The organism is Stenotrophomonas maltophilia (genome assembly GCF_013464485.1).
GTDB lineage: Bacteria > Pseudomonadota > Gammaproteobacteria > Xanthomonadales > Xanthomonadaceae > Stenotrophomonas > Stenotrophomonas maltophilia_AW.
Window position 1 is genome coordinate 76098 of record NZ_RAUX01000018.1, and the last position, 11790, is coordinate 87887.

10 protein-coding genes are annotated in these 11790 nt (G+C 67.5%); 9 read left to right on the forward strand and 1 reads right to left on the reverse strand.

Annotated features, from left to right (window positions below; translation table 11 throughout):
* The 7 genes from D7Y61_RS08835 to D7Y61_RS08865 all read left to right on the forward strand — a co-directional run bounded on the left by D7Y61_RS08835 (window position 1) and on the right by D7Y61_RS08865 (window position 4849).
* Window positions 1–462, forward strand: a complete 462-nt coding sequence (locus tag D7Y61_RS08835; protein WP_180865949.1) for an NUDIX hydrolase — start codon at window positions 1–3, stop codon at window positions 460–462.
* Window positions 459–1601 carry a tRNA 2-thiouridine(34) synthase MnmA gene (mnmA, locus tag D7Y61_RS08840; RefSeq protein ID WP_180865950.1) on the forward strand — a complete coding sequence of 381 codons (1143 nt, stop codon included), beginning with the start codon at window positions 459–461 and terminating at the stop codon, window positions 1599–1601. The genes D7Y61_RS08835 and mnmA overlap by 4 nt, the downstream gene beginning before the upstream one ends.
* Window positions 1598–2212, forward strand: coding sequence for a high frequency lysogenization protein HflD (hflD, locus tag D7Y61_RS08845; protein ID WP_180865951.1), 615 nt, complete (start codon window positions 1598–1600; stop codon window positions 2210–2212). The genes mnmA and hflD overlap by 4 nt, the downstream gene beginning before the upstream one ends.
* A 163-nt stretch (window positions 2213–2375) precedes the next feature.
* Complete coding sequence (locus tag D7Y61_RS08850) at window positions 2376–3566, forward strand: methyl-accepting chemotaxis protein (protein ID WP_012510994.1); 1191 nt, start codon at window positions 2376–2378, stop codon at window positions 3564–3566.
* A gap of 98 nt (window positions 3567–3664) precedes the next feature.
* Window positions 3665–3883, forward strand: a complete 219-nt coding sequence (locus D7Y61_RS08855) for a hypothetical protein (RefSeq protein ID WP_110712247.1) — start codon at window positions 3665–3667, stop codon at window positions 3881–3883.
* Between the two features lie 33 nt (window positions 3884–3916).
* A complete protein-coding gene (locus D7Y61_RS08860) occupies window positions 3917–4222 on the forward strand; it encodes a hypothetical protein (protein ID WP_110712246.1) in 306 nt (101 codons plus the stop codon).
* Between the two features lie 99 nt (window positions 4223–4321).
* A complete protein-coding gene (locus D7Y61_RS08865) occupies window positions 4322–4849 on the forward strand; it encodes a hypothetical protein (protein WP_180865952.1) in 528 nt (175 codons plus the stop codon).
* A gap of 96 nt (window positions 4850–4945) precedes the next feature.
* On the opposite strand, the gene D7Y61_RS08870 is transcribed toward D7Y61_RS08865, so the two are convergent.
* The gene (locus tag D7Y61_RS08870) at window positions 4946–7705 is read right to left on the reverse strand and encodes an EAL domain-containing protein (protein WP_180865953.1); all 2760 of its coding nucleotides are present in this window, start codon (window positions 7703–7705) and stop codon (window positions 4946–4948) included.
* 131 nt (window positions 7706–7836) lie between these two features.
* Here D7Y61_RS08870 and D7Y61_RS08875 point away from each other — a divergent pair, with 131 nt between their 5' ends.
* Both D7Y61_RS08875 and D7Y61_RS08880 read left to right on the forward strand, forming a co-directional pair.
* Complete coding sequence (locus D7Y61_RS08875) at window positions 7837–9939, forward strand: PAS domain-containing sensor histidine kinase (RefSeq protein WP_180865954.1); 2103 nt, start codon at window positions 7837–7839, stop codon at window positions 9937–9939.
* Window positions 9940–9943: 4 nt separating this feature from the next.
* A complete protein-coding gene (locus D7Y61_RS08880) occupies window positions 9944–11716 on the forward strand; it encodes an EAL domain-containing protein (protein ID WP_180865955.1) in 1773 nt (590 codons plus the stop codon).
* The last annotated feature ends 74 nt before the right edge of the window (window positions 11717–11790 follow it).

Here is an 11790-nt window from a genome sequence, read left to right on the forward strand (position 1 = left end):
TTGAACGCCACGCTGGACCCGCGCTGGGCACCACACGCCACCGTCGCCACGGTCGTGGTCGACGGCGGCCGCGTGCTGCTGGTTGAAGAGACCATCGATGGCAGGCGGGTGCTGAACCAGCCGGCCGGCCACCTCGAGCGGGGTGAAAGCCTGGCCGAGGCTGCCCTGCGCGAGACCCGCGAGGAAACCGGCTGGACGGTGCAGCTGACCCACTTCATTGGCTGCTACCAGTGGACCGCCGGCGACGGCACCGTCTTCCTGCGCTTCTGCTACGCGGCGCGCCCGGTCTCGCACGACCCGGCGCAGCCACTGGACACCGGCATCGACCGCGCCCTGTGGCTGACCCCGACCGAGCTGCAGGCCGCCGGCGAGCGCCAGCGCAGTCCGCTGGTGTGGCAGGTGGTGGCCGATTACCTGGGTGGCCAGCGCCACCCGCTTTCGCTGGTCCGGGAGGTCGCATGAGCACTCCGCGCGTGATGGTGGGCGTCTCTGGCGGCGTCGACTCCTCGGTCGCCGCCTGGCGCCTGGTGCAGCAGGGCGAGGCCGTGGCCGGACTGTTCATGCAGAACTGGGCCGATGATGGCAGCGGCGACTGCCGCGCCGAAGACGACCGCCGAGATGCGGTAGCCGTCTGCGGCCTGCTCGGCATTCCGTTCCACTTCCGCGATTTCTCCAGCGAGTACTGGCAGGGCGTGTTCGAGCACTTCCTGGCCGAGTATGCGGCGGGCCGCACGCCGAACCCGGATGTGCTGTGCAACCGCGAAGTGAAGTTCAAGCACTTCCTGGATGCTGCCCGCGAGCTGGGCGCCGAGCGCATCGCCACCGGCCACTACGCACGGGTGGCCCAGCGCGGCCACCAGTGGCTGCTGCTGCGTGGTGCTGACCGCTCCAAGGACCAGAGCTACTTCCTGCACCAGCTGGGCCAGGAACAGCTGTCGGCGACCCTGTTCCCGATCGGCGACCTGGAAAAGACCGATCTGCGGCGGATCGCGCGTGACGTCAGCCTGCCGACCCACGCCAAGAAGGACTCCACCGGCATCTGTTTCATCGGCGAGCGCGACTTCCGCGAGTTCCTCGGCCGCTACCTGCCGGCCAAGCCCGGCCAGATCCTCGACCCGGCTGACGGCAGCGTGATCGCCGAACATCCGGGCGTGTTCTATTTCACCCTGGGCCAGCGTGAAGGCCTGAACATCGGCGGCGTGCGTGGACGCCCGGCCGCGCCGTGGTACGTGGTCGGCAAGGATGTGGCCAGCAACGTGCTGTACGTGGATCAGGACCGCGACAGTCCGTGGATGCTGTCCGAGCGCCTGCGTTCGGAAACCGCGCACTGGATTGCCGGTGCGCCGCCGGCTCGGCGCTTTGAGTGCACCGCCCAGACCCGCTACCGCCAGCCCGACGAGCCGTGTACGGTCGAGGTGCTGGAGGATGGCAGCGTGCTGGTCACCTTCGCGCGCCCGCAGCGCGCCGTTACCCCCGGTCAATCACTGGTGCTGTATGACGGTGACGTGTGCCTGGGTGGCGCGGTGATCGCCGCCACCGATGCACCGCTGGAACAGCGCCTGCGCACCACCCCTTCTCCTTTTGAGGTAATCGCTGCATGAGTTTCACTGTCGACGACCGCGTCCTGGCCCTGGCCGGCATTGCCCAGGCCCTGCAGCAGGTACGCCGCATCGCCGATACCGGCCATTCCGACGCCGCCGCCGTGCGCACCGCCGTGGACAGCGTGTTCCGCGTCGACGCGTCCTCGCCGCAGGAGGTGTTCGGTGACCGCCATGCTCTGAAGGCCGGCCTGCGCCTGCTGCACAACTACTTCCGCAGCCAGGGCCAGGACCCGGTCCTGCCCAAGCTGGCCCTGTCGGTGCTGCAGCTTGAGCGCCGCTTCGTGCAGGACGGCACCACCGTGAACAAGGTTGCCTCGGGCATCGAGCGCGCCCAGCGCCAGGCCACCGAGCTGGGGGACAGCGGCCATCCTGACGTGCTGGCCAACCTGGGGGGTCTGTACGCGGACACCATCAGCCACCTCAAGCCGCGGGTGATGGTGCAGGGCAACCCGCACTACCTGGGCCAGGCCGGCGTGGTGGCCGAGATCCGCGCCCTGCTGCTGGCCGCGGTGCGCTCGGCGGTGCTGTGGCGCCAGCTGGGCGGCAGCTACTGGGACTTCCTGTTCAGCCGCAAGGCGATGATCGAGGCCGTGGATCGCCAGCTGGCGTGAGGCCATGGGGTCGGATCCCTTTCCGGCACGGAAAGGGCTCTGAACCTGAAGCCGCCAGGGCGCCGGAAAACCGGCGCATTCAGAATGCACTTCAAGGCACATCGACGTTAAAGAGAAAGGGGGTACGGCCGATACATCCTCCGTGCACCTCCCGAGAACGTCCATGTACTCACGCATTTTCATCCGTCTGGCCGCCCCCCTGGCTCTGACCCTGCTGCTCCCCTTCGCCATCGGTTTCGAATGGCCGGCCGCCCTGCGCTGGGCGATCCTGACCACGATGACGCTGAGCTGGCTGGGCTTTGCGTGGTGGACCACCCGCGCCCAGGCGCACCGTTCCCCGGAACACGCCCGTGTCCTGCGTGAACAGGACCAGCTGCTGACCGAACTGCGCAACTTCGTCGGCAACGAGATCGACGGTTCGCGCGGTGAAGTGGAACGCGCCCGCGACCTGATCCGCCAGGCCGTCTCCAGCCTCGGCGGCAGCTTCGATGCCATGAACCGCAAGTCGCGCCAGCAGAGCCAGGCCCTGTCGCGCATCGTTGACCGCGCTGGCGATGAAGGCAGCGCCGGCCTCGACGTTGCCCGTTTCGCCCAGCACGCCAGCAACCGCATGGAACAGCTGGTGGAAGCGCTGGAACAGGTGAGCGGCCAGAGCAGCACCACCGTGCAGCACATCGATCAGATGGCGCAGCACCTGGATGGCATCTTCGCGCTGCTGGAAGACGTCAAGTCGATTGCCGACCAGACCAACCTGCTGGCCCTGAACGCTGCCATTGAAGCCGCGCGTGCCGGTGAAGCCGGTCGTGGCTTCGCGGTGGTGGCCGACGAGGTCCGCAACCTGTCCGAGCGCTCGACCACCTTCAACGAGCAGATCCGCAAGCTGGCGCACAGCTCCAAGGACGCCATCGCCAAGGTGCGCGAGACCGTCTCGCACATGGCCTCGCGTGACATGGACCGCTCCCGTGAAGCCCGCCAGGAAGCAGCGGCGATGCTCGACAACGTGGCCCAGATCAATGCTTCGCTGGGCGACGGCATGCGCGAAGTGTCCGACTGCGCCCGCTCGATTGACGGCAGCGTGGCCGAAGCCGTTCGCGCCCTGCAGTTCGAAGACATCGCCACCCAGGCACTGGGCGGCGTGCACACCCACCTGGACCGCCTGACCGCGATCAACCGCGAAGCGGTGGCCCTGCAGGAACTGCTGCACCGCAATGGCGGCGTGTTCGATGAAGAGATCGCCACCGCCCTGCAGCGCACCGGCAGCCGCCTGCGCGAACTGCGCAGCGAGTGGGAACGCCCGCCGCACAAGCCGGTCGCCCAGCAGAGCATGGGCGCCGGCACCGTCGAGCTGTTCTGAACCTGATGTCCGCTGCCTTCGCCGGCAGCCCGCAAGGCCCCGGTCATTCCGGGGCCTTTGCCTGTACTCTGCCGTTGGATGCATCCTGTACGCGCACCATGACCCTGATCCGCGCCCTGCCCTCCCTCACCGACACCGAGCGCCCGCGCAACGCGAGCGTGCGTGAGCAGCTGCAACAGCTGGAAGAGGTCGCCCGCGAAGAGATCCGCGAACTGCAGCAGCTGGCCGATGCGCGGCCTGGCCCGTCTCGCGCGGATGAGGCGCTGCTGGGACTGGCGTGGGACCTGGGGCTGGACGGGGAAGCGCTGAAACGATAACGGCGCGATGACACAACCTTCGAACAGGCAAACATGATCGATCCCGTGGCCCCGGACGTCCTGCGTGCCTCCCTGCGACGAGCACTTCTGGGCCAGACCCCGGCACAGCTGCTCCAGGCGTCGATCGAGGCAGACGCCGGCATGCAACTTGTCCGGGTGCGCTTCGAGTTCGAAGGCCAGCCGTCGGAAGAAGCATGGGAATCCTGCTCATGCGCAGCGACGGAAGTGATTTCCGACTTTCCGGCGCCCTGGACGATCGACGAGGCCTATCTGGCCCGCTCCCTTGCTACTGGACTGTTCCCGCTTGCCTGGGTGGCCTACCTGCGCCCAGGCAACTGAGGTTTCGGCTATCCAGGTTCCGACAACTGTCGATCCAGCCCACGCCTGGATGAGGCGCCCGGCATGGCATGATGCCCCGGTCCCGTTCATGGAAGACCGATGGCCATCGCCCTGATCGCAGTGCTGTTGATCGAGACCGTCCTGTTGATGACCTGGGTGGCCGGCTATTTCAGTTGGGGCATCACCCTGTTCAACGAACGCATCGCGGCGTCACCGGCCATGCAGGCCCGGCTCTCACTGGGCAGCTTGGAAAGCGATCTGCCGCAGGACAAATGGCTGCGACTGGCCTTCCATGCGCTGCCCGACGGCAGCATGGCATTCCGCGAGAGCTTTGCGCCTAGCTTCGGCCTGCGCTACTTCCCGGTGATGCGCGGTCGCATCGTACTCAACGTGCGACGGCACGAGGTGCGGGTCATCGGCCTGTGCAGCTGGTTCGTGGCGATCCTCTCACTGCTGCTGTTGCCACTGGTGGCGATGCGCCCGATAGCGGCACCGATGCTGCTGGTGCTGCCGCTGTTCCTGGCCAGCTATCTGGTGCAGAAGCGCCGCTGTGCGGCCATCGTCGAACTGCTGCGGATGCAGTTGAAAGCGGAGTTTCCGGGGCAGATCCACGCCATGCGTGGATGATCGCGAGCACCGGCATTCGTGTCGACCAAGGTCGACACCTACCAGAGCGGTACGTCGGCGTGTGGCGATCCCGTCGGGCAAGGCCCGGCGCTACCCTCAGCGTGCCAGCACGACCTCGCTGGCAGCATCCGTGCGCCCGGGTGCCGGGTGCTGCTGCCGCAGCCACTGCGCCAGGTCGCGCGGACTGAGCGGGCGCGAGTACAGGTAGCCCTGGATCTCGTCGCAGCCCTGGCGGCGCAGCATGTCTTCTTCCTGGTGCGTTTCCACGCCCTCGGCCACCACCTTCATGCCCAGCGCGTGACCCAGGTGCACGATGGCCTGGGTCACTTCCGCCGTGCCCGAATCGTGCAGCATGCCCTGCACGAAGCTGCGGTCGATCTTCAGGCGCCCCACCGGGAAGCGGTTGAGGTAGTTGAGGTTGGAGAAGCCAGTCCCGAAATCGTCCACCGCCAGCGGTACGCCGTGCCGTTCCAGCACGTCGAAGCAATGCCGCAGGATGTCGGTGTCACGGATCAACGCCGACTCGGTCAGTTCCAGCTCCAGCCGCTGCGGTGGCCAGCCATGGGCATGGCAGATCTCGATCACGCGCTCGGCAAAGCCGCGGTCACGCAGCTGCACCGCAGAGACATTCACCGCGATGCGGTCGAAGCGCAGGCCGGCCCGGTCCCAGGCGGTGGCCTGGCGGCAGGCTTCATTCAGTACCCAGTCGCCGATCCGTACGATCTCGCCGCACTTCTCGGCGATGGGGATGAACTCGGCCGGGCTGCAGTAGCCGATCCCGGGCCGGTGCCAGCGCAGCAGCGCCTCGATCGCCGGCGGCTCGCCATGATGGGCATGCAGCAGCGGCTGGTAGGCCAGGCTGAACTCTTCGCGCTCGATGGCGCCGTGCAGGGCATGCTCCAGCTCAAGCTTGCGCTGGATGCGGGCCAGCGCGTCCTGGCTGTAGTACTGGTAGGTATTGCGGCCGGCTTCCTTGGCCGCGTACATCGCCGCATCGGCGGCACGCAGCAGGGAATCGAAGTCGGTCTGTGCGTCACCCAGCATCGCGATGCCGACACTGGCGCCCACCTTTAATGTGGTTTCGCCCCGGCGCAGCGGTTCGGCCAACGAAGCGATCAGTTTACGTGCCACGTGGCCCGCATCTTCCGGTTCGGCCAGGTCGCGCAGTACCACGATGAACTCGTCGCCACTGAAGCGGCCGAACAGATCGTTGTTGCGCAGGTTCTGGTGCAGCCGCGTAGCTGCGGCCTTCAGCAGGGCGTCGCCGGTGGCGTGCCCGAAGCTGTCGTTGATGGTCTTGAAGCCATCCAGGTCGATGAACAGCATCGCCAATGAGGTGCCGCGGTCGCGCGCCTCCTCGATGGCTTCGGCGGTCTGCTCGCCCAGCAGCACGCGGTTGGGCAGGCCAGTAAGCAGATCGTAATGCGCCAACAGCTCGATGCGCTCGTTGGCCTCGCGCTCGCGGGTGATGTCACGGAACAGCACCACGAAACGCGGCGGCAGGCCATCACGACGATCCAGCTCGATCAGTACCTGCACCCAGACGCGCAGACCGGACTGGCGGTAGAAGCACAGGTCCAGCTGCTCGGGCAGCCCACCGCCGGCAATGCGGCCCAGCGCTGCCTCGAAGGCGTTCCGCGAATCTTCGGTGTACAGGGCCAGCGCCTGGTCAAGGGTGATCGGCTCCTTGCGCAGGCCGTGGATGCGATAGCACTCCTCGGTCCACTGCATGTGCCGGGTCTGCACCTCGATCTCGCAGCCGCCGATGCGGCCCAGCGCGGAAACGCGGTTGAGCAGTTCGGTCCGCCAGCGGATCAGTGCATCGGTCTGGTGCTGCTCGGTGATGTTCTGAACCTGTCCGAGCAGGCGCTTGGGTTGCCCGTCCATGTCCAGCAATGGCTGCATCCACAGCCGCAGGTGCTGCGAGGGTTCATGACCACGGGTCAGCTCCAGCTCCAGGTTCGCGGCGCGGCCATCGCGCCACAGCCGCCGCCACGCTGCGCGCAATGCGCCCCGCGAGCGTGGATGCAGCTGCTTCAGCCAGCGCCGCTGGCCGGGCACGGCACCCTGCTCCAGCGCCAGCATCGAGCGCAGCTCCGGCGACCACCAGAAATGACCACTGTTGGGATCGAACGACCAGCTGCCCATGCTGGCGATGCGCTGGGCCTCGCTCAGGTGCAGCTGCTGTTCCTGAAGCAGCCCTTCCAGCTGCTTCTGCTGTTCGATATCGGTATGGGTGCCGACCATGCGCAACGGCTGGCCGTCGGCGGTGCGCGCGACCACGCGGCCCCGGTCCAGCACCCAGCGCCACTGGCCATCGGTCTGGCGGAAACGGAACTGCGCGCTGTACTGCTCGCTCAGTCCACGCAGATGCTCGTCCAGTGCGACCCGTACCTGGGCGATGTCCTCACTGTGCACTCGCGCCAGTATCTCGGTGGCCGTTTCATCGCCCAGTGCGGGAGTCCGCACCACACGGTCGCTGGGGATGTCCCAGTCCCACAGGCTGTGCCCCGCACTTTCCAGCGCAAGCTCCCAGCGCCCACCGCCGCCCAGCGGCACCGGCTCGGGAATGCTCAGTGTGAAGGCCAGCAGATTGCCTGCACCGTCATGCACCGCCCGCAGGTGACCGTCGTAATGCCCATGCGGACCACCGGGAAGCGTGCAGGCCACGATGCCGCCATCGGCGGCCATCAGGCGCAGATCTTCCAGCATCGGCGCATACGCGGCCACGGTCGCCGGCAGGCCATGCTCGCGCGCGGCCGGATTGGCCGCCAGCGGCCGCCCCATGCGGTCGACGATGACCAGCGCCGACGCAAGCGGGTGCTGCAGCAGGCTGGCGATGATCCCTTGGTCCACGCGATCTTGCTCCGGATGACACGCCCGTCAGCGGGGCACGCAGTGGTTAACGGCGCCTGCGGCGGATAATTGAGTGGCCAGGGCACACCTGCGCGGTAAGATGGCCGGCGCCCCTTTCATCCACCCTGTCCATGCCCGTAGAACCGACCGGCAACGCCCCAGCTCCCGACCCGCGGATGGCGCAGGCGCTGAGCCGTGACCGGCGCCGGGTGGTGCTGAGCTACCTGGTGATGGCGCTGGCCTGGATGATTTCCACCGACAGCGCGGTGCAGGCCCTGGTTCCCGATCCGCAGCAGGCCGCCCTGTGGCAGGGCCTGAAGGGCTCGTTCTTCGCACTGGCCAGTGCCGGCCTGTTGTACCTGCTGCTGCGGCCGCTGGCCGAGCACGTGCTGCATACCCACGCCCGCCAGCAGGCTTCAGAACTGCGGCTGCGGCAGATGTTCGAAGGCAATCCCGGCCCGATCCTGGTCTACGACCTGGATACGCTGGCCATCCTCGATGCCAACCCTGCCGCGTGCAGCGCGTTCGGCTGGGAGCGCGATGAACTGCTGGAGCAGACCATTGACGCACTGTGGCCACCGGGCCAGGACCAGGCGCTGCAGACCAAGCTGGAGGCGATCCGCGAAGCGCCGGAGGCGCTGTGCATCCTGCGCGCCCAGCTGCAGCTGCGCGACGGCTCGCTGCGGCAGATGGAACTGCGTTCCAACGCCATCAGCTACGACGGCCACAACGCCCGCCTGCTGATCGCCATCGACCGCACCGCCGAAGACCTGGCACAGCTGCGGCGTGACCAGGCGCTGGCCCGGGTTGAGGAAGCACACGAACTGGCCCGCATCGGCGCCTGGGAGCTGGACCCATCCACCGGACTGGGCCGCTACTCCAACCAGGTCTATCGCCTGCTGGGCCGGCGCCCGCCCGAGGCCCGCCGCTGGCACCGCTTCGACGAACTGCTGGTGCCGGCCGACCCGGCCACTGCCACCCAGACCGAGCAGCTACTGGTCGAACTGTGCTCCGGCGAGCCGGTACAGGTAGACGTGCTGCTGCCCCTGCTGTCGATGGATGGCCGCGCATTGATGGTGCATCTGCGCGCTGCCAGCGGCATTGACGAGGCCGGCCGTGACCGCGTGCTGGGCACTCTGCAGGACGTGACCGAGCGGGAGCAGTCCCGGCGCCTGCTGCGCGAGCGCGAAGAACAGTTCCGCGAACTGGTGCGGGTGCTGCCCGACGGCGTGGTGATCCTCTCCGACGAACACGTGCTGTACGCAAACGCCTGGGCCGCCAGCCTGTTCGGCTATGGCAGCCATACCCTGCTGGGCGAGCCGCTGTCGGCGCTGGTTGCCAGCACCGACCTGGCCCGTGTGCGCGGCCAGTTGCGCGCCGGCCAGCCACATCTGGGGCCTGGCCACAGCAGCGTGGTGGTGATGCAGCGCGCCGACGGCCGCAGCTTCCATGCAGGACTGGCCGTGGGCGAAGTGCGCTACGGCGGCCGCGACTGCAAGCTGCTGATCGTGCGTGACCTGAGTGATTCCGAACGAACGCGCAGTGCACTGGAAACCAGCAACCGCGAACTGCAGGCGATGGCAGGCCGGCTGTTTTCGCTGCAGGAAGACGAACGTCGCGCCATCTCGCGCGACCTGCACGACGACATCGGCCAGGCGATCACCGCGATCAAGCTGTCAGCCTGCGCCGCGCAGGATGAGGAAGATCCGCACCGCCGCAGCGGGGACCTGGCGCAGATCGTCAGCCTGGCCGACACCACCGTTGCCAAGCTGCGCGACATCTCCACCCTGCTGCGCCCGCCGCAGCTGGACGCGCTCGGGCTGGAAGCCGCCTTGAGCTGGCAGGCACGTGTACTGTTCCGCTCCTCGCCGGTGGAACTGCTGGCCGAGATCGAAGCACTGCCCCACCGTCCCGACAACAGCATCGAACAGGCCTGCTTCCGTATCGCCCAGGAAAGCCTGACCAACGCACTGCGCCATGCCCGTGCCAGCCAGGTGCAGCTGCAGCTGCGCGATGTCGACCAGCGCGGCCTGCATCTGCAGATCCGCGACGACGGCGAGGGCTTCGACCCCGACGGACCGCGCGGGCTGGGCCTGATCGTGATGCGCGAACGCGCGCAGAGCGTCGGTGGCCATGTGCGGATCGAATCCGCGCACGGCGAAGGCACCCTGATCGACGTCCACCTCCCCTACCAGGCGGCCAGCATGGCTGCCGTCGAGTCACCGGAATACTGAGCCTATGTGGAATCCCAACCAGCCCCCGGTCAGCATCGACGATGCCCCCGACCGTCTTGGCGCCGGCAATCCCGAGCTGCAGGCGATGGTCGCCGAAGCAGCCTCGGGCGGCACCGCGCTGATGTTGATGCACGTGGACATCGACCACTTCGCCTCGGTCAACGAGAACATGAGCGCCGAAGTAGGTGACCAGGCCCTGGTGCTGGTGGCGCAGCGGCTGCAGTCCTACCTGCGTGGCCGCGGCAAGCTGTGGCGCCACGGGAGCGACGAGTTTCTGATCGCGGTGCCGCGCGCCGCCGATGTGCCGCTGCCGGAGGACTTCGCCGAAGAGATCCGGCAGCAGATGGAGCTGCCCCTCTCGGTGCTGCCCTACACGCTGTTCATGACCGGCAAGCTGGGCGTGAGCCTGTGCCCGGACCACGCCAGCAGCGCCTCGCGCCTGCTCGACCACGCCGAGGACGCGCTGTACCAGGCCGCCCGCGAAGGCGGCAACGCGGTGCGCATCCACGCGGTGGATACCCCGCCGAGCGCACACAGCGAGAGCATCATTGCCCGCCAGATCGTCGATGCCATCCCCAACGGTGAACTGAAGCTTCGCTACCAGCCGCTGGTCAGTGCCCGTGACGGCCACGTGGTGGGCATGGAGGCGCTGCTGCGCTGGCAGTCGCCCACGCTGGGCATGCTGGTGCCGGAGCGCTTCATGCGCACCGCCGAGCGTCTGGGCATCATCGTGCAGATCGGCACCTGGGTGCTGGAAGGTGCGCTGAAGCAGGCCCGGCTGTGGCGCGACCAGGGTTTCGATGACTTCACCATCGCGGTGAATGTGTCCACCCTGCAGCTGCTGCGGCCGAACTTCTTCGCCGAAGTGATGGGCCTGATCCAGACCGCAGGCGTGCCCGCGCAGATGCTGACGCTGGAGATCAACGAAAGCGCGCTGACCAACAATGTCAATTTCGTGCACGAGACGCTGGCCAACCTGCGCAACGAAGGCATCAGCCTGAGCCTGGACAATTTCGGTACCGGCGACTCCAGCCTGAGCGCGCTGGTGCGCTACCCGGTGGACAAGCTGAAGATCGACCGCAGCTTCATCAAGAGCGCACCGGCCGGCAACCGCGAGGCCGCCATCGCCCGCGCGATCATCGCCATGGGTCACCAGCTGGGCATGACGGTGATCGCCAACGGGGTGGAATCGCAGGCGCAGCTCGGCTTCCTGCGCCGCAACGACTGCGATGTGTTCCAGGGTTACCTCTTCGGCGAGCCGATGTCGGCCGATGCCGCCGGCATGACCCTGCGCCGCCGCTACCTGCGCCCGGAAGCGTTTGCAGAGACCCGCCCGGACCGCACGCTGCTGCTGCTGGACGACGAGGAGAACGTGCTGCGCTCGCTGGTGCGCCTGTTCCGCCGCGATGGCTACCGCATCCTGGCCGCCGGCAACGTGCGCGATGCGTTCGACCTGCTGGCGATCAACGACGTGCAGGTGATCCTGTCCGACCAGCGCATGAGCGACATGAGCGGCACCGAGTTCCTGGGCCGGGTGAAGATGCTGTACCCGGATACGATCCGCCTGGTGCTGTCCGGATACACGGATCTGAACACCGTGACCGACGCGATCAACCGCGGTGCGATCTACCGTTTCCTGACCAAGCCCTGGAACGACGATGAGCTGCGCAAGCACATCCACCAGGCGTTCCGCACCTATGAAGAGCAGCGGCGCAGCAATGCCGGACCGGCAGCAGCCGAGGTGGTCGATGGTGGCGAGGACCGCCCGCTAAGGTGACCCATTTGTAGAGTCGAGCCATGCTCGACTGCTCTTCGTCAGACCCCACGTGGAGTCGAGCATGGCTCGACTCT